General features: G+C 61.6%; 15 protein-coding genes. 6 read left to right on the top strand and 9 right to left on the bottom strand.

Translation table 11 applies throughout. The features are described from left to right. Window positions 1–231: 231 nt before the first annotated feature. The 4 genes from SHEL_RS00950 to SHEL_RS15535 form a co-directional block, all read right to left on the bottom strand. Window positions 232–3930: an FtsX-like permease family protein gene (locus tag SHEL_RS00950; protein ID WP_012797374.1), complete on the bottom strand. Its 3699-nt coding sequence runs from the start codon at window positions 3928–3930 to the stop codon at window positions 232–234. 9 nt (window positions 3931–3939) lie between these two features. Continuing rightward, window positions 3940–4641, bottom strand: coding sequence for an ABC transporter ATP-binding protein (locus SHEL_RS00945; protein ID WP_012797373.1), 702 nt, complete (start codon window positions 4639–4641; stop codon window positions 3940–3942). Between the two features lie 104 nt (window positions 4642–4745). Then, window positions 4746–5639, bottom strand: a complete 894-nt coding sequence (locus SHEL_RS00940; RefSeq protein WP_012797372.1) for a DUF2797 domain-containing protein — start codon at window positions 5637–5639, stop codon at window positions 4746–4748. 268 nt (window positions 5640–5907) lie between these two features. Then, entirely contained in the window at window positions 5908–6231 is a 324-nt protein-coding gene (locus SHEL_RS15535) for a hypothetical protein (protein ID WP_254303249.1), read from the bottom strand. Between the two features lie 182 nt (window positions 6232–6413). Between SHEL_RS15535 and SHEL_RS15530 the strand changes: the two genes are divergently transcribed. Then, entirely contained in the window at window positions 6414–6689 is a 276-nt protein-coding gene (locus tag SHEL_RS15530; RefSeq protein WP_331852455.1) for a ZIP family metal transporter, read from the top strand. 278 nt (window positions 6690–6967) lie between these two features. Here the strand turns inward: SHEL_RS15530 and SHEL_RS00930 are convergent, their stop codons facing one another. Beyond that, window positions 6968–7483 (bottom strand): ferritin, encoded by a 516-nt coding sequence (locus tag SHEL_RS00930; protein WP_012797370.1) that lies wholly within the window; start codon window positions 7481–7483, stop codon window positions 6968–6970. Between the two features lie 365 nt (window positions 7484–7848). On the opposite strand from SHEL_RS00930, the gene SHEL_RS00925 reads away from it, so the two are divergent. The 4 genes from SHEL_RS00925 (at window position 7849) to SHEL_RS00910 (ending at window position 12468) form a co-directional block, all read left to right on the top strand. After that, window positions 7849–9225, top strand: coding sequence for a Na+/H+ antiporter NhaC family protein (locus tag SHEL_RS00925; protein ID WP_012797369.1), 1377 nt, complete (start codon window positions 7849–7851; stop codon window positions 9223–9225). A gap of 102 nt (window positions 9226–9327) precedes the next feature. After that, a complete protein-coding gene (locus SHEL_RS00920) occupies window positions 9328–10455 on the top strand; it encodes a uroporphyrinogen decarboxylase family protein (protein WP_012797368.1) in 1128 nt (375 codons plus the stop codon). Window positions 10456–10732: 277 nt separating this feature from the next. Beyond that, on the top strand, window positions 10733–11920 hold the full coding sequence (locus tag SHEL_RS00915) for a pyridoxal phosphate-dependent aminotransferase (protein ID WP_012797367.1): 1188 nt from the start codon (window positions 10733–10735) through the stop codon (window positions 11918–11920). A 116-nt stretch (window positions 11921–12036) separates the two neighbouring features. Then, complete coding sequence (locus tag SHEL_RS00910) at window positions 12037–12468, top strand: C-GCAxxG-C-C family protein (protein ID WP_012797366.1); 432 nt, start codon at window positions 12037–12039, stop codon at window positions 12466–12468. A gap of 72 nt (window positions 12469–12540) precedes the next feature. Here the strand turns inward: SHEL_RS00910 and SHEL_RS00905 are convergent, their stop codons facing one another. The 4 genes from SHEL_RS00905 to SHEL_RS00890 all read right to left on the bottom strand — a co-directional run bounded on the left by SHEL_RS00905 (window position 12541) and on the right by SHEL_RS00890 (window position 17180). Beyond that, complete coding sequence (locus SHEL_RS00905; RefSeq protein WP_012797365.1) at window positions 12541–13074, bottom strand: MOSC domain-containing protein; 534 nt, start codon at window positions 13072–13074, stop codon at window positions 12541–12543. 377 nt (window positions 13075–13451) lie between these two features. After that, window positions 13452–15887 (bottom strand): ABC transporter permease, encoded by a 2436-nt coding sequence (locus SHEL_RS00900; RefSeq protein WP_012797364.1) that lies wholly within the window; start codon window positions 15885–15887, stop codon window positions 13452–13454. A 6-nt stretch (window positions 15888–15893) separates the two neighbouring features. Next, window positions 15894–16604: an ABC transporter ATP-binding protein gene (locus SHEL_RS00895; RefSeq protein WP_012797363.1), complete on the bottom strand. Its 711-nt coding sequence runs from the start codon at window positions 16602–16604 to the stop codon at window positions 15894–15896. 237 nt (window positions 16605–16841) lie between these two features. Next, on the bottom strand, window positions 16842–17180 hold the full coding sequence (locus SHEL_RS00890; RefSeq protein WP_012797362.1) for an HIRAN domain-containing protein: 339 nt from the start codon (window positions 17178–17180) through the stop codon (window positions 16842–16844). A gap of 429 nt (window positions 17181–17609) precedes the next feature. Here SHEL_RS00890 and SHEL_RS00885 point away from each other — a divergent pair, with 429 nt between their 5' ends. Beyond that, window positions 17610–18050, top strand: a complete 441-nt coding sequence (locus SHEL_RS00885) for a hypothetical protein (protein ID WP_012797361.1) — start codon at window positions 17610–17612, stop codon at window positions 18048–18050. Window positions 18051–18070 lie beyond the last annotated feature (20 nt).

The raw sequence follows: 18070 nt of genomic DNA, 5'->3' as shown, positions 1-18070 counted from the left end.
CCGCTTCGGCGTCGCCTGAACACGCATGTGACAGCAAAGACTCGGGTGGTTTTCACACGCGCGGGGGCGAGGGGCGTCTGAGCGCGAGTTCCGCACGAGCCGAAGGCGCCAGTGGCGCCTTCGAGCGAGCCCAGGACTGTCTGAGCGCGCAGATGCCCGTCGCCGTCGTGGCACGGCGCCGCTTGCACGCAGATGTGACAGCAAAGGCTCGGGTGGTTGTCACACGCAGGATTATTCGATGGACTTCAGGCTCTCCACCATGGAAATGCGGTCGAGCTTCTTCTTCATGACGAGGGAAACGATCGTCGAGAACACCATGGTCAGCAGGAAGGCCAGCACGAAGCTCAAGACATGGATCTCGCGGCAGAACATGACCTGGTCCACTTCGGCCGTCACAATCACGAAGTTCGCCATCCAGATGCCCAGCACCAAGCCGACCAGCGCTCCGATGACCGACAGGAGCATGGTCTCTCGGAAGATGTACACGCTCACCTCACGGGGCGTGAACCCCAGCACCTTGAGGGTCGCGATCTCGCGGACGCGCTCGGTGATGTTGATGTTAGTCAAGTTGTACAGCACTACGAAGGCCAGCACGGCGGCGGCGATGACCAGCACCACAACCACAGCGTTTACGCTGCTCAAACTCTTGCGGTAGAACTCGATGACCTCTTCGCTGTAGCTTACGGTGGACACGCCGGGGATGGACAGCAACTCGGAACCCATCGCGGAGCGCTCCTCCGAGTCGTCGGTCGCCGCCTTGGCGAACCAGGTCAAAAACTCGGGCTCGCTGCCGTACGCCTTGCTGTAGGCCACAGGCGACAGGTACGCCGCATTGGCCACGTAGCTTTCGCACACGCCGCCCACCTCGATCTCCACGGGATTGCCCACGATGTTGCCGATGTCGTCTTCCTCGTACAGCTCAATCACGTCGCCCGCCTTGACGTTCAGGGACGTGGCAAGCTTCTCGGACAGGATGATTGAGTCGTCATCCAAGGTCAAAGGCTCGTGGCCCTTGCGCTCGCGCAGCGTGTAATAGTCAGCGAAGGTATCCATGTCCTGCGGCACCACCAGAGAGAAGCGGACGTCTTCGCCATTCGCCACGGCATGACGGTTGGAGGTGTCGAAGGCGGCGAACTCCGTCACGTAGGCCGGGTCGCCCATGAGGCTTTCGGCCTGGGCGATGTCCTGATCGGTGGCGTCGTCGTAGAGCCGCACGGTCATGTCGGTGTGGGTCAGCTCGCCGTACTGCTTGTCGATGATGTCGTTGATCGAATCGTGCAGCCCCAGGCCCGTGAGCAGCAGCGCCGTGCATCCGGCGATGCCGATGACCGCCATGAAGAATCGCTGTTTGAAGCGGAAGATGTTGCGGGCCGTCACCTTCCAGAGGAACGACATGCGCTTCCACACAGGTTTGATGCGCTCGAGCAGGATGCGCTTGCCGGCCTTCGGCGTGCGCGGGAGCATGAGCAGCGCCGGCGTCTCGCGCAGGGTGGATGCGGCTGCGGCGGCCGTGGCTCCCAAGGTGATGAGCAGACCCAACCCCATGGCCATGGCGGCGATGCCAGGCATGATGGGCGACGGGCGCACCGGCGGCTCGTACACGATGGAGTACGCCTGCATGATGAACTTCGGCAGGAACTGCGACAGTGCGACGATGCCGACGATTCCGCCGACCAGGCAGGCCAACAGCGCGTAGAGCAGGTATTTCGAAGTGATTCGGCGGCTCGAATAGCCCAGCGCCTTGTAGGTGCCGATGAGCACGCGCTCTTCGTCCACCATGCGCGTCATGGTGGTGAGCGAAACCAGGGCCGCCACCAGGAAGAAGATCAGCGGGAACACGCTGGCAATCTGCCCGATGCGCTCCGCGTCGGAGTTGAAGCTCTCCACACCCACGATCTTCGTGCGGTCCAGCACGTAGACGTCCGGGGCCTCGATGTCGTCGATTTCCGCCTGAGCGTCCGCCAGCTCGGCCTCGGCATCGGCGAACTGTTCGTCGGCTTCGGCTCGGGCGTCCTCGTATTCCGCCAGGCCATCCTGATATTCGGACAGACCGTCCTGATATTGCGAAAGGCCCTCTTCGTATTCGGCCTTGCCGTCCTGGTACTGAGCCACGCCGTTGTTGTATTCGGCCAGGCCATCGGCGTATGCCGCCTCGCCGTCTTGGTATTCCTTCAAGCCGCTGGCATAGGCCGCCCGACCGTCGGCAAGCTCCGCCGCGCCGGCATTGTAGGCCGAACGTGCCGTATCGAGCTGGGCGTATCCGTCGTCAAGCTGGGCTTTCGCGTCGTCAAGCTGGGCCTGGGCGGCGGCGAACCGCTCCTCGGCCGCCGCGCGCTGGGAATCCAACTCGGCTTGGGCGTCTTCGACCGCCGCCTGCCCCGATTCAATCTGTTGGATGGCCGAAGCCGCCTGGTCACGCTGGCCCTGCACCTCGGCCTGCTGCTGTTGCAGAGCCGCCACCTGGGCCTGCAGCACCTCGATCTGAGCCTGCAGCGCCGCATCGGATTCGGCATGTTCCTCGTCGCCGACTATCTGCGCCTGCAGCTCGGCGATCTGGGCGTTCAGCCCGTCGATACCGCCCTGCAGCTGGGCCAGACCCTGGTCGGCTTGCTCGACGGCCGCATACAACGCATCGAGCTGAGCGGCCGCAGCATCAACCTGGGCACGCTGCTCGTCAAGCTGGGCCTGAGCCGCCGAAAGCTGTGCCTCGGCATCGGCCCTCTGCGAGGCCAGTTCCGCAACGCCGGCGTCATATTGGGCCTGGGCATCTGCCAGCTCGGCTTCCCCATCGGCGATCTGGGCCGCAGCATCGTCCAGTTCCGCCTGGCCGGAAGCTATTTCTGAACGGGCATCCGAAAGCTCCGCCGACGCATCGTCAAGCTGCCTGCGCGCAGCACCCAGCTCCGATTGCGCATCCGCCAGCTCGGATTGCGCATTGGCAAGCTCCGACTCGGCATCCGCCAGCTCGCCTTTCGTTTCATCCAGCTCGCCCTTCGCGTCGTCCAATTCGGATTTCGCGTCGGCAAGCTCCGATTCGGCATCGGCTTTCTCGGATTCGTAGTCGGCTCGGCTTTCGTCCAGCTCATCCTGGGCATCCCGCTTGACAGCCGCCAAACGCATGTCGCCCAGGTCGCCTGACATGTCCTCGAGCCGCGTGCGCACCTTGCCCACCAGCCCGTCGTATTCCTCACTCGTGGAGTTCAGCTCCCGCGCGCCTTCCACCGTCACGAACGCGCCCGTGTACGGCATGTCGGGATTGAAGTCCTCGTTCATGATGTACATGTAGTCGTCCACGGTGCCCGTGCCCAGCGAGGTCAGGCCGAAGTTCGACGTGCACACGTAGTAGCCCGTCTGCACAAAGCCTGTCACCACGAAGTCGCGCCTGGTCAGCGTGTCGTCCACATCGGTCGTGCCGTCGATGACCGTCACCGTGTCGCCTATTTGGGGGACGTCCTCCAGCACGGCGCCGCGGGCCAGCACGCATTCGCCCGGCTCGTCGGGCCATTCGCCCTCCAGAAGAATAGGCCGGTTGATGTAGGTCTCATCCGCCGACACCGCATTCACGCCGTCGGAGGTGTCCGACGCCTTGGCCTGGTCCACGTCAAGCCCGTGGATGCGCACCACGTACTGCGTGCCCCTAATGGTTGCCAGCACGTCGGCTTCGCGCTCCCCCACCACTTCCTTCACGCCTTCGACCTGGGACATCGCTTCAATTTGCTCATCGTCGAACCCCAGCGTGCTCACCACGCGCAAGTCGGTCATGTTCGTGCCGTCATAATAGATGTCGCCCGCAAGCTTCATGTCGGGCGCGGTCATGAGCAGGCCCGCGAAGAACCCCACGCCCAGCGCCGAAATCACGGCGATGGCGACGAACCGTCCCGCGGAATGCGAGATGGAGCGCAGGAATTCTTTGTTGAACGCGTTGGCCACGGTCGCCCTTTACCAGTCGATGACCTCGGCAGACGCCGGGTGCTCGTTTATCTCCACCGCACCGGCGCGGCCCTCTTTCACGTGGATCACCCGGTTCGCAATGGCGCAAAACGCCGAGTTATGGGTGACCAGGACCACCGTGCGGCCGGTGTTTTCGCAGGTCTCCTGTAGAAGTTTGAGAATGGCCTTGCCCGTTTTGTAGTCCAGAGCGCCCGTGGGCTCGTCGCACAGCAGAAGTTTCGGATTCTTCGCCAAGGCGCGGGCGATAGCCACGCGCTGCTGCTCGCCGCCGGAAAGCTGCGCGGGGAAGTTGTCCATGCGATGCCCCAGCCCCACCAACTCCAGCACCTCTTCGGCGGGAAGCGGGTTCTTGCAGATCTGGGCTGCCAGTTCCACGTTCTCAAGCGCCGTCAGGTTCTGCACCAGATTGTAGAATTGGAAGACGAAGCCCACGTCGTGGCGGCGGTACTGCACCAGTTCCTTGTCGGAAAAGCCGCTGACCAGGCGTCCGTCAAGGCGGATGTCGCCGGACGTGCAGGAATCCATGCCGCCCAGCATGTTCAGCAGCGTGGTCTTGCCCGACCCGGACGGCCCCACGATGACCACGAGTTCGCCTCGTTCGATCTCGAACGTCATGCCGTCGAGCGCGGCCACTTCCACCTCGCCCATCGTATATATTTTGCGCACGTCGCGGAATTCAACAAATGCCATACCCACCTCGTTTTTCGCGGTTTCAGGCATGATACCAACTGAACTGCCCGCAGGCGCGCTCATTTGCGGTTTCGTTGCTTAAACGTCTGCTGGCAAGCGGCGGTTTACCACAGGCCCATCTGCTGCGGCTCGTATTCGTACTCGACGAGCACTTCGCCTGCGGTGATTTCGACCTCGTAGGATTCCCATTCCTTCACATGCACGGCGAACACGTTGCCGTTCTGCTCCATGGCCAGGGTGGTTCCGACCATGCCTACGCAGCGGCCGCCGAACACGTCGCGGGGCGCGCTGTCGGGAATCTGGATGAGCTGCGGCACGCTGGCCCCCTGCCCGAAATAGTACGGCGACAGGTCGATAACGCCCAGCTCAGGGTCGATGTCGAATTCCGCACACTTCTGCTTGACCAGGCGCATGGCCTCCTGCGCGTTGAAAGGCTCGCTCAAAAGCTGCAGCTTGGTGCCCGAGCGCATGGTTTCCAAAATGCCCTCCTGCGAGCACAGGTAGGCTTCCATTTCGCGGGCGGCGTCGGCGTTCGGGAAGCGCTTGAGGATGCCGGCCACGCGGGCGCCCTGCTCAAGCAGGCGTTCGATGCCGCGTGTCTCCGACGAGATGCCCACCTTGAAATGCTGCGGCGAGAAGTATGCCATGTACACGAAGTGCGGCGTCAGGTTGTAGGCGCGCTGCTGCGGCGAGATGTTGTCCGCGTTGTAGAACGCCGGGTTGAAGCCGGTGATGTCGCGGCACGCCGGGCACATGGTGTCCTTGTAGTCGTTCGGCAGGTCTACGGCCAAATCGCAGGCCGTTGCCTTGAACGTGGCCAGATCGAAGGCGCCTGTGCAGTAGCGCTGCGGCAAGAGCCGCATAGAGAACGTGCGGCCCAGCACGGGCAGACGGTTCAGCTTTTTGGCTTTTACATTGCTGACCAGCAGATACGGGCCATCGGCGTCGTATCCGACATCGCGCAGCACCACGGTTGCATTCTGGGCCAAACGAGGCATGGGGTCTCCTAGCGAAAAATCAAGCGCGGCGCTTTCGCCCGCGCGTCATGTGTCCTGACGGATGATACCGCTGTTCGGCGGGTTTCGCGGCGTCATCATGCATCGTCCTTAAATCAAGCGGAACCTTACACGTGCCGTTCGGCGAGTTGTGAAGAAACAGGTCAAAAGGCCGCGGGTCCCGTCGCTTGTTTTGGGGGAGTTGCGCGGTCGTGGTAAGGTGGTCAGGCTTCCCGGTGTCGCAAACGGAAGGTTTTCGATGCTGTATTCACTACTCCTGGCCGCCGCTGCGACCGGATTCACATTCGCATGCACGGCGCTCGGCGCCGCTGCCGTGTTCCTCATCCGCGACCGGGCTGCCGGCGCGGCAAACACGTTGTTTCTGGGGTTCGCTGCCGGCGTCATGATCGCCGCCAGCGTTTGGAGCCTGCTCATGCCATCGATCGAACAGACCGAGGCCGCAGGCGGCATCGGATGGATTCCCGCAGCCGGCGGATTCGCCATCGGCGCCGCGTTCCTCATGGTCATCCATGCACTGCTTCCCCACCTCAATCCCGGCAAGCGGCACGCCGAGGGCCTGCCCGCCAAGTGGCACCGTTCCACACTCCTGTTCACGGCTGTGACCTTGCATAACATTCCCGAAGGCATGAGCGTGGGCCTGCTGTTCGGCATGGCGGGACAGAACGCCGGCGACCCGGCACTTATGGGCATGGCCACGGCGTTGGCGCTGGGCATCGGCATCCAGAACATTCCGAGGGCGCCGCCGTATCGCTGCCCATGGTGGATGCGGGCATGTCGCGCTGGAAGGCATTTCTTATGGGCGCTTTGTCCGGCCTGGCCGAGCCCGTGTTCGGCTGCCTTGTGGTGCTTGCCATCGGCGCCATCACGCCGTTCATGCCGTGGATGCTGGCTTTCGCAGCCGGCGCCATGATGTTCGTCGTGACCGAGGAGCTCATTCCCGACGCTCACATGGGAGAACGCAGCACTCTCGGAACCATCGGCGTGCTGGCCGGATTCCTGGTCATGATGATTCTCGACGTGGCCCTGGGCTAACCTGCACAAACTGTAGTTAAGCCGCCTGCCAGGCAAATTCCGCATCGATTCCTGATGCCATACTGTGCAGCGCGACCCATCGGGCCTTCGAACAGGGGCACCATTCCAACGCGCCCCGCTCCTCAGCCCAAAATCCTCGTTTTTTTCCGAAACCGAAGAACGACTTCTGCCACTCAGCACAAGAAAGCCCGCCGGATGAACCGCCTCCAATTTCCCTTGTCCAGAAAAGGGAGGTGGCTCAAATGCCGACGGGCTTTAAAACCGTATGTTATCGGGCGTTATTCAGCAGCCAAGGGGCTGGGGACGGAATATGCGCGGGCGGCGTATTCCTTGTTCAGGTCGTAGAGGGCCTTGGCGTCGGAGCCGAAGAGCTTCATCTTCGTGATCATGTCGTCGGCGTTGGTCTCTTCTTCGGTCTGCTCGTCGATGAACCAGTCCAAAAACTTCATGGAGCGGTAGTCGTGCACGGCATCGGCAGCGGCGTAAATCTTATTAATCAGGCTCGTGACCAGCTTTTCGTGCTCAAGGGCGGCCTCCAGCGGCTCCAGGAAATTGGTGAACACCTTATCCGGCTTGGCGATGGCCTCCAGCGTGATCTTCTCGCCGTTGTCATGCATGAAGTTGCGGAAGATGAGAGCGTGGTCGCGCTCCTCGGCGGCCTGAATCATGTAGTAGTTGGCGTAGCCGTCCAGACCCTGCTCCTCGTAGTAATCGGCGAAGGACATGTACAGGTAGGCGCTGTACAGCTCAGCGTTGATCTGCTCGTTCATGAGCTTTGCGACTTGTGCGTCCATGAGGACTCCTTTCAATCGTTATGTGTGTACCGTCGCATTATACGGCAACGTGGCGAAGGTGCCGCCGTGCGCGTCCGATGTTGGCCTTCTGTTGCGCCTCGACCACAAGCCGTTCACGCCCATGCTGCCACACAGGCTCGGGCCCGCAGTGCAGCGTCCCGAGACACATCCGCCACCCTCCCGGGTCATACGCCCCCGCCATGTCTTACTGCCCTGGGTTGTCATATTGTCTGACCTGGAAATATGCCCCATCTGCAATGGCTCGGAGACTTAACGGCCAAAACGATTGTTTCCCAAATCGGGCTGGATTATCTTTTGCATGTTTTTACTAATCGCGATTACTTTTTTCTGAAAGGGGAGACAAAATGCCAGAGGAACAGTCAGGAGCCGTCAAAAGCAACGGCCTCGCACTCATTCCATTCGCGGTTTTCATCGTCATCTATCTTGGGGCGGGCATCATCCTGCAAGCCCAGGGTGTCGAAATGGCGTTCTACCAGTTCCCGTCGGTGGTCGCCGCGCTGATTGCCGTGGTTGCGGCATTCGCCATGTTCTACAAGGCGGGCATCATGGACAACTTCTCCACGTTCGCCAAGGGCGCAGGTAACGAAGACGTCATGTGCATGCTGATGATCTTCCTGCTTGCGGGCGCGTTCTCCGCGGTGGCAGGCGCCATGGGCGGCATCGAGTCCACGGTCAACATGGGCGTCACGTTCATCCCCGCCCGCTTCATCACCGCCGGCGTGTTCGTCATCGCCGCGTTCCTCTCCGTCGCCACGGGCACGTCCATGGGCACCGTGGGCGCTTTGGTCCCCATCGCCGTGGGCCTGGCCGACAAGGCCGGCCTGAGCATGCCGCTCATCCTGGCCGCATGCCTCACCGGCGCCATGTTCGGCGACAACCTGTCGATGATTTCCGACACCACCATCGCATCGACCCGCACCCAGGCAGTCGAACTGAAGGACAAGTTCAAGACCAACTTCTGGATCGCTTTGCCTGCCGCCATCATCACCATCGTGCTGCTGGTCGTCTTCGGCGCTCCTGAGACCGCAACCGCCGTCGATGCCGGCGAGTTCTCCGCAATCAAGGTCCTGCCCTACGTTCTGGTTCTGGTGCTGGCGCTTCTGGGCATGAACGTGTTCCTGGTCCTGCTCATCGGCATCCTCGCCGCTGGCGTCATCGGCATGGGCTACGGCGACATCACCGCCCTCGACTTCGCTGGCAACATCTGGACCGGCTTCCAGGGCATGATCGAAGTGTTCCTGCTGTCCATGTTCTGCGGCGGCATCGCCGAGCTCACCAAGCGCTACGGCGGCCTGCAGTGGCTGGTCGAGAAGGTATCCGTCTTCTGCAAGGGCAAGAAGTCCGCTCAGGTGGGCATCGCGACCATGACCGGCCTGACCGACATGGCAACCGCCAACAACACCGTGGCCATCATCGTCACCGGCTCGCTGTCCCGTGACATCAGCACCAAGTTCGGCATCGACCCGCGCCGCACTGCATCCCTCATCGACATCGCATCCTGCGTCATGCAGGGCTTCATCCCCTACGGCGCTCAGATGCTGACGGTCATGGCCCTTTCCGAAGGCGCCGCCAGCCCGCTGGCCATCATGGGTTGCAACTGGTACCTTATGCTCCTGACCGTGTTCGCGATCCTGTCCATCGTGGTTCCGAAGTACTCCGACTTCGTCTGCAAGGGCGAATGGGACTGGGAGAACCACAAGCCCATGTCCGATAAGGCGTAGCGCCGGCGTCCAAAAACCGACACGCCGTCATACACCTTGCTCGCGCGGGATCCGACCGGGTTCCGCGCGAGACGCATTAGCAACCGCCAAGGAGGATGAACGTTGGTAGATATAGAGAAATACCTGCACGGGTTGGAGGTGAAACCCGACGAGCTGACGGCGCTGGAGCGCGACCGCCTGTACAGCCAGGGAAAACCGGTCGACCGCATCCCCTGCGTGCTTGACACGGGCGAGACCATGGCGCCCCTCATGGGCATGTCCATCGCAGATTACTACCATTCCGCCGAAAAGATGTGCGACCTGGAGGTGTACCTGCAGGAGCACTTCCATTCCGACGGCGCCGGGCTTTCCACCACGCTGCGCGGCATGGCCGAAGCCATGGGTTCGGAAATCGCCTACTTCGACAACAACGTGGCGCAGCTCAAGACGCCGGCCCTCAAGAGCCTCGACGAGGTGGGTAAGGCGAAGCTCGTCGACGTCGACAAGGACGGACGCCTTCCCATCATCTTGAAGGCATTGGCCATGGTGAAGGAAAAGCTGGGCGCCACGGTGCCCGTCGGCGGCACCGTGACCGGGCCGTTCACCATCGCGGCCATGGTCGTGGGCACGCAAACTCTGCTCAAGGGCCTGCGCAAGCACCCAGACCAGGTAAAAGAGCTGATGGAAGTCATCGTCGAGAACAACAACCGCTACATCGAGCGCCTGCTGGACATCGGTGTGGGCATCGGGTTCGCCGACCCTGTCAGCTCGTCGTCCATCATTCGCGCCGAACAGTACCGCGAATTCTCGCTGCCCTACCTGAAGAAGAACGTCGACTTCATCAAGAGCCGTGGCGGCGGGTGCGGCCTGCACATCTGCGGCAAAAGCCGCGCGTTATGGGACGACATCATAACCAGCGGCATCGGCACCTTCGGCCCCGACAACGTGGAGGACATGGCCGAAGCGAAGGAGGTCTTAGGGCCCCACATGTGCATCCAGGGAAACGTTCCTCCCGTGGAGGTCATGCTTTACGGTACGCCGTACGACGTGCTCAGGTCGGCGCGGGAATCCATCCGCAAGGCCTACGACTCGCCCCGCGGCTTCGTGCTGACGTCCGGATGCCAGATGCCCGTGGGCACGCCCCGCGAGAACATGACCGCGCTTATGGACGCCGCCCGGATCTTCGGCCGCTGGCCCGTGGATCCGTCGCTGCTCGAAGGCGACGAGGACGAGTCGTTGCCCGTGCAATAGAACCGACCCACTCCGGGGCTGAAACCACTTTCCCAACCCCAGCCCCACTTCCAAGCGGCGCCCGAACCGGCAACCTGGGCGCCGCATTTTTATGGCCGCCATGGGCGCCCGCCCCCATCGCTGCGGGCCCTGTCGACAAGGTGCCGCATCTTCACGCTACGGCACCTTCGCCATGCGGAATCCATGGCAGAACCGACCGCCGCCGACTATCAGGCGCACTCCATCGTAAGAAAGCGGTATCATTGGACCGTTGCACACACAATGGAAGGTGGTTCCTATGATCAACCAACATATGTATGAGCTCGGCAGCGCACCCAGCGCCATCCGCGAGCTGTTCGCCTACGGGTTGGAACGCAAGGCGCAGATCGGAGCCGACAAGGTGTTCGATTTCAGCCTGGGCAACCCCAGCATCCCCGCGCCGAAGGCCGTGGCCGACGCGCTGATCGACCTGGTCAGCACCGTGCCCGCCGACAAGCTGCACGGCTACACGCCCGCCCAGGGCACGCCGGCGGTCCGCACCGCCATCGCCGATTCGCTCAACCGCCGCTTCAGAACCGAATACACGGCCGCGAACCTGTACATGACCTGCGGCGCAGCGGCTTCGCTCAACATCTGCTTCAACGCCATCAGCAACCCTGGGGACGAGTTCATCGTGGTGGCGCCGTACTTCCCCGAATACCGCGTCTGGATCGAAAACGCCAAGTGCACCTGTGTGGAAGTCCTCGCGCGCGAGGACAATTTCCAGCTGGACCTGGCTGCCATCGAAGCTGCCATCACGCCGGCCACCAAGGGCATGGTCATCAACACCCCCAACAACCCGGTGGGCTCGGTTTATCCCGCCTCTGACCTGGCCGCCTTGGGCAGCATCCTGCGCAAGAAGGAGCTCGAATACGGGCACGCCATCTATCTGATCGCCGACGAGCCCTACCGCGAAATCGTCTACGACGGGCTGGATGTGCCCTGGGTGCCTGGCTTCTACGAGAACACCCTGGTGTGCTATTCCTACTCCAAGTCGCTGAGCCTGCCCGGCGAGCGCATCGGCTACGTGCTGGTGCCGCAAACCGCCGACGACTGGCAGCGCGTGTACGCCGCCGTGGCAGGTGCCGGCCGCGCGTTGGGCTTCGTGTGCGCGCCCGCCATCTTCCAATCGGTCATCGAGCGCTGCGTGGACGAACCGTCCGACGTGGCGGCTTACAAGGAGAACCGCGACGCGCTGTACGGCGGTCTGACCGAGCTGGGGTACGAATGCGTCGCGCCCCAAGGCGCCTTCTACCTGTGGGTACGCTCGCTGGAGCCCGACGCTACGGCCTTCGCTGAGCGCGCCAAGGCCCACGAGCTGCTCATCGTGCCGTCGGACAGCTTCGGCGCGAAGGGCTGGGTGCGCCTGGGCTACTGCGTGAGCCACGACACCATCGTGAATTCGCTGCCCGCGTTCGCCGAGCTCAAGGCCGAATACGACGCCTAGCCGAACCGCCCTTCCGAAACGCCCGCCTGCGAGAGCCGCGGGCGTTTTCCTTAGGTGGCGAAGCGGCTTTCACGCACTGCAATTGATACGTACATTCCGAGACGCAAGGGGGATTAATGGACATCGACGTTGAACGCCGGGTAGCACACGCCCTTGAACTGCATGAACGCGGATTCAACTGCGCGCAGTGCGTGGCATGCGCAACCTGCGACCTTGCGGGGCTGGACGAAAAGGCCGCGTTTCGGCTGGCCGAAGGATTCGGCGGCGGCATGGGCGGTTTCACGGAGACCTGCGGCGCCATTTCGGGCGGCATCATGGTGATGGGCTACCGCATGAGCAAGGGACCCGACGGTCCCATCACGAAGAAGTCGACCTACGTCCGAGCCAAGCAGCTGGTCGAGGATTTCCGAAAGAAGAACGGTTCCACCCTGTGCGGGGTGATCCGCGGCGAAACCGGCGGCCCCAAGCTTCGCACCTGCGACGGCTGCATCGAGGACGGTGTGCGGCTGGCGCTGGCCCAGATGGTCGACATCGACGCCACCGCCTAGACTGCGGCGAAATCGACCCCGTACGCATGAGCAGCCCGACGGTTTCGCCGGGCTGCATGCTTTCTCGGGCCGTTACAGCGTGCCGTTGGCGCGAGCCTCCTCCACCTCGGCGATGGCCTCCGCCGGCGAGAACTCGCAGGTGCCGTCGCCCATCTTCACCACGTCGATGGGGTCGCCCACCTGCACCTGGCCGCCTTCCAGCACCACGCCGAAAATGCCTTCCCGCGGGAAAATGCAATCGCCCGCCAGGTAGTAGATGGCGCAGCGCGTGTGGCAGACCTTGCCGATCTGGCTGATTTCCACCAGCACGTCGCTGCCGATGCGCAGCTGCGTGCCCATAGGCAGGCGCATCACGTCGATGCCTTCGGTGGTGAAGTTTTCGCCGAAATCGCCTTCCTTCACCTCGAGCCCCAGGTCACGCGCGCGTTCGATGGACTCCATGGCCAGAAACGACACCTGGCGGTGCCAATCGCCGGCGTGGGCGTCCTCGGCAATGCCGTGCTGCACGACGACGGTTTGCGGCTCTTCGACAGGCGTTTTACGCGTGCCTTTGCGCGTGGAGATATTGACGGAGCGAACGCGCCCCGTTGCGAGGATTTCGGGCATAGGCCCCCCTTTTGAACCGTACGGACATTCCTTCTCTTGCCAGCCACCACACTGGCATACCCGATTATATCCCTGTTTATTCTATTTCTATACGTGAATCATCTTTCTTGCGGATGATTTAATGCGAACCGTGACGAACGCACACCAAGACGTTACCTGGCACGGCCTGCGCCGGCAGGTCCTTCTTCCGTATAATCGTCGGGCCCAAGGGGCGCCTTTGTTTTGTCCGAGTGGGCTGCAGCGGATTCGAAGGCATCCTAGGCGTTTGCTTCGTCAGTACGGCCCGACGGGACAATGCCCTCAGCATCCCCGCTGTCCAGCCCGAAAACGTCAACGAACGGACAATACCCTCCGTCCCCGTTGTCCCGCGGCAGGTCTTATTCCGCCGCCTTCATGGCCAGGGCCAGCGGCACCTTGCGAATGGCCCGCACATGCAGGAACGCCACCACCGCATAGGTCACCACGCCCAGGGCGAGCTCCTTGCCTACCGCCAGCGGCTGGATGTACATCTCCAGGTTCCCGGGGTAGGACATGAACACGAACTCCAGCAGCAGCGACAACGCCCAGATCAGCAGCGGTATGCACAGCACCAGCGACACAAGCACCGTCACGGTGATGGAACGCACGTACAGCTTCGACACCTCGCGGTCGTGGTAGCCGAACACCTTCATGTACGAAATGGCGCGGGCGTTGCGGTCGATGACCGTCTTGGTCAGCAGGTAGATCAGAACCAGGTAGATGGGCACGGCCACGAAAATCATCATGTTGGCGATGCTGCCCATGGAGTCGCTCATCTGGTCGGCGACGCCCTGCATCGATTCGGGCGTCAGGTCGTTCACCAGGTAACGGTCATCGAAGCTCAGCGGCAGGTCGGAGGCGTAGCCGTTGAAGTTGTCGGGCTCCTGGTCGAACACCTGGTTGAAGCTGTCAATCCGCATGTACGTGGCCATGTCGCTGGCGCTGCCCACGATGTGCTCCACTGTAAACGAATAGCTTTTGTCCTCGTACTTGTCGTAGAACTCGTAGGTGCTGCCTTCTTCCAGCCCGCACTTTTTCGCCAGGCCGGCGCCCACGTCGATGCCGTCGGACGAGACCTTCACGAAATCCCAGTACCGCGATTCGGGCTGGACGCCGTAGACCGTGGTCTCCTCCTTCTGGCCGCCCATGCGACGGTCGACCTCCAGCGTCGTTGCGGCGAACTTTTCGGCCTGATCGATGGCCTCCTGGCTGTTCTCATAGATGTTCACGGGATTGGCGTCCTCGTCCACCTCCTGGGCCAGCAGCAGCATGGACAGCATGTTGTCGGGGTTCAGCTCGGACAGGTCCTCGGTGGTGGCCAGCGTTTCCGCCGCCTCGAAAGATTCGCGCTGCATGTCGGTCCCGTCGATTTCCAACGGAGCCTTCAGCGTGTACACATGCTCGGCCACCACGCTTTCGGCCATGGTGTCCGCGTTGTGTTGGACCAACGGCATCATGCAGAACCCGAACAGCAGCAACAGGCTGCCGAAGGCGATGCCGAAGAACAACGTCAGAAAGTGCGTCCAGTTCCTCGTGAACACGCGCAGGCGGAAGCGAACCGGGAAGGGAATCCAGTCGGGCAGCCTGACGCCGCCGGATTTGGAACGTCGGCCTATCTCGTGCCTGAGGAACTGCAGCGGCGTGGCGTTCATCTTGCTCAGCAGGCCGCCCAGGGTGATGCCCACCAGCAGCACGAACGGCACGACCGAGGTGATGAAGAAGACCTTCGTGTTCCAATATTGCTCGAATGGCGGGAAGCAGTAGCTGTTGTAATACAGGTTCTTCATGGGTTCGACGAACACCAGCCTGCCCAGCGCCGTGCCCGCCACGCACCCGACAATGCCGACTATCAGCGGCAGCGTCATGTAATGGAAGATGAGCTCGCGCTTGCGGTAACCGCTGGCCAGCAGCGTGCCGATGACCGAGCTCTCCTCTTCGATGTTGGCGTTGGTCAGCACCACGAACACGAACGCCATGATGACAATCAGCAGCATGAGCAGGACTTCCCACATAAGGATGTCGCCCTCGACGTCGTCTGTGGCATATACGATGCCCTGGTTGCCTTCCCAATCGACCAGGTCGGTCAACACCTCGCCGTTGTCGGACAGCGCCTCGGTCAGGTCGGATTCGAAGCTGATGCGGTCGGCCAGCGCCATGTCGCGGTCGTCCAGCACGAAAGCGTAGTTGTACTGGCTTCCCGACGCCGCTATGCGCTCGTAGGTTTCCGACGTGACCTGGGCCACGCAGAACTGCAGCGAGTTGAAGATGAAGTCCGTGTTGCGCCTGAAGGTGGTCACCTGATCAGGCAGGGACACCTTCCCCACCAGCACGAAGTCCTCCCCCGCCACCTGGACGGTGTCGCCCAGCTCCAAATCCAGGTTGTCGCAGAAGTTCCTGTTGAGGGCGATTTCGTTGTCGGCAGCCGGGGCCTGACCTTCGATGTAGGCGGGCAGGTCCACCTCGGTTCGGTTCTCGAACACGCGCACGGTGATGGCGGTGTCGTCACCGGGAACCGTCAGGGGCATGTCGGCGTAGAACAGCTTGTACACGGTTGCGCCCAGCGCCTCGACGGCGGCGATGGATTCGTCGTCCGCCTCGAAGTTCGTGGTGAACCTGCCGTCCTCCACGTTGTACGTGTCGCGGCTGCGGCTGTCGATGACCTGAATGCTGGTGGCGGACACCAAGAACCCCGAGGTCAGCGCGATGGCCATGACCATCAGCAGAATCATGCCCAGGTAACGCCCCAGGTTGTTTTTGAATTCGCGCGGAAGCCGCTTTCTCAAAGGTGTTGCCATGGCTGCCTACCAGGCGAGTTCGCGGGCGGGCATGATGGCGTCGTTAACGCGGTCCTCGATGAGGCGCCCGTCGTGCAGGCGCAGGATGCGATGGGACATGTGCTTGATGGCGTCGTTGTGGGTCACGATGACGATGGTGCAGCCATATTCGCGATTGACCTGTTCGAACAGCTCCAGAATCTCCTTGGAGGTGTTGTAGTCCAGAGCGCCGGTGGGCTCGTCGCACAGCAGCAGACCGGGCGCCTTCACCAACGCGCGACCGATGGCGCAGCGTTGCTGCTGGCCGCCGGATATCTGGTTGGGGAATTTGCGGCGGTGCTCCCACAGGCCCAGCGATTTCAGGAGGGGCTCCATGGGAAGCGGGTTCCTGCTCAAGACCTGCGTGACCTCGATGTTCTCCTGCACCGTCAAGTCGGGCACCAGGTTGTAGAACTGGAACACGAAGCCCAGTTCTCGACGGCGGTATTCTACCAGGTCATGGTCGTTCAGGGTCGTGATGTCCACGCCGTTCACGACGATGTTCCCCTCATCGGCTGGCTCCAATCCGCCGACCAGGTTCAGAAACGTGGATTTGCCCGAGCCGGAAGGGCCCAGAAGCACGCAGATCTCGCCGCGGTTGATGGTGGTCTCGAAGCCCTGGAGAACCGTGATCCGAGCATCGCCTTCGCCGTAATGCTTACAAAGGTTGTTGACAACCAAATACTCGTTGCCGTTCATGCATACCATCTTCCCGTCCAAAAGAATTGGTAAGTAATATTCGGTTAACTTTAACACATCGCAGCGGGTTTTGGTTGAAGGAGCGCACTATATAGAGACTTCGCCACATGTCATTTACAGAGCAGACGTATTCAGGGCACAAAAAATGCCCCGAAGCCCAAAGAGAAAGGAAACCATGAAAGGAGAAAGGACGAAGGGGCTTCGGGGCGGCGAAAGGAGCAACAGCAGACGAATCCGCTATTTCTTGGATTTGGTCGCGTCGGTCACGAGGATGGCAACGCGGACCTGGCGTTTGGGCTCGGCCTGCGGATCGACCTGCTGGATGCGGGCCTCGAACACGTCGTTGTGCCCGAAACGCAGCATGGAGGCGACTTCCCAGTTCATATCCCTGGGCACGAAGCCAACCTTGGTCTTCTTGTAGTACAAGGCCACGGCGTTGCTGTCGTAGGGGTTGTCGAACTCGGCCACAAGCTTGAGCTTCTTGCCCGGCTTGAGTTTGTCCAGGACCAAGGCGCCGTCCCAATACTGGAAACCGGCGACGTAGAACGAATTTATATGGCGCGACGGCTTGTACATAACGGACCTTTCTGTCGGAACAACTCTGATGATTGGTATTCTAGGCTGGACGATTCCGTTACGTGTCCAAGAATAAGGACAGTTTTAAAATATCTTTGTTGCTGTTTTGGCCATCTCGTCCCGTCACCCAGCCCAGGCCACGCGTCCCGTGCTCAGACAGTCCTGCTTTGGCGAAATGTCCACTGGACATTTCGCGTCGTGCGGAACTGCGCGCGGGGCGCGTGGCCTGGGCTGGGCTGATGGAAACCCGACAACGTCCTCGGGCGCTTTGCTCATAGGCCTTTCGTCGGCCGTACATCCAAATCGACTGCAGATGCGGGCTCAAAACGAAAGCGGCACACGATGCATACATCGGCATTTTGTGCATATCGTCTTGGAGACGCGCCCCTCCCCTACAATGGAAGTCCGCCTCATAGGAAAGGAGCGCACATGCGAACCCTATTGAAGGCACTTGTTGCCCTGATTCTTATCGGCGTCATCGGATTCGGCGCCTATCTGGTTGTCTCCCCGAACAGCGACATCCGCAACAGCATGCTGAATGCCGCATTGGACAAGGCAGACGTGGCCGGCAAGGCCGACGCAGCCCTTCGCGCCAACAATACCGAGATCGCAAACCGCCTGGGCGTGGACGTCGAAACGGTGGACCAGGCCATCGACCAGCTCGCCATCGACGAGTGGGAAGTCACCACGTTGCCTGACGAAACGCAGGCCACAGGCACCATAGATGTACCATATGAAGGCATGAATGTGGCTGTAACCACCTACGATGACCCGTCATACGTCACCGTCAACGTCGAAGGCCAGGACATTACCTTTAAGGTGGCCGACTCTGCCTTGGAATTCTCCGAGCTGGCCGCTCAGTACCAGTAGCGGCTGCTGCCCGACACGCA

This window comes from Slackia heliotrinireducens DSM 20476, from assembly GCF_000023885.1.
Lineage (GTDB): Bacteria > Actinomycetota > Coriobacteriia > Coriobacteriales > Eggerthellaceae > Slackia > Slackia heliotrinireducens.
This window is presented reverse-complemented; position numbering and strand designations above follow the sequence as displayed.

Bases quoted from the DNA above. Each gene is read 5' to 3' on its own strand.
- SHEL_RS00900 (WP_012797364.1), bottom strand. From the start codon at position 15,887: ATGGCAACACCTTTGAGAAAGCGGCTTCCGCGCGAATTCAAAAACAAC.
- SHEL_RS00905 (WP_012797365.1), bottom strand. From the start codon at position 13,074: ATGCCCGAAATCCTCGCAACGGGGCGCGTTCGCTCCGTCAATATCTCC.
- SHEL_RS00890 (WP_012797362.1), bottom strand. From the start codon at position 17,180: ATGTACAAGCCGTCGCGCCATATAAATTCGTTCTACGTCGCCGGTTTC.
- SHEL_RS00895 (WP_012797363.1), bottom strand. From the start codon at position 16,604: ATGAACGGCAACGAGTATTTGGTTGTCAACAACCTTTGTAAGCATTAC.
- SHEL_RS00915 (WP_012797367.1), top strand. From the start codon at position 10,733: ATGATCAACCAACATATGTATGAGCTCGGCAGCGCACCCAGCGCCATC.
- SHEL_RS00910 (WP_012797366.1), top strand. From the start codon at position 12,037: ATGGACATCGACGTTGAACGCCGGGTAGCACACGCCCTTGAACTGCAT.
- SHEL_RS00940 (WP_012797372.1), bottom strand. From the start codon at position 5,639: ATGCCTCGTTTGGCCCAGAATGCAACCGTGGTGCTGCGCGATGTCGGA.
- SHEL_RS15530 (WP_331852455.1), top strand. From the start codon at position 6,414: ATGGTGGATGCGGGCATGTCGCGCTGGAAGGCATTTCTTATGGGCGCT.
- SHEL_RS00885 (WP_012797361.1), top strand. From the start codon at position 17,610: ATGCGAACCCTATTGAAGGCACTTGTTGCCCTGATTCTTATCGGCGTC.
- SHEL_RS00925 (WP_012797369.1), top strand. From the start codon at position 7,849: ATGCCAGAGGAACAGTCAGGAGCCGTCAAAAGCAACGGCCTCGCACTC.
- SHEL_RS00930 (WP_012797370.1), bottom strand. From the start codon at position 7,483: ATGGACGCACAAGTCGCAAAGCTCATGAACGAGCAGATCAACGCTGAG.
- SHEL_RS00945 (WP_012797373.1), bottom strand. From the start codon at position 4,641: ATGGCATTTGTTGAATTCCGCGACGTGCGCAAAATATATACGATGGGC.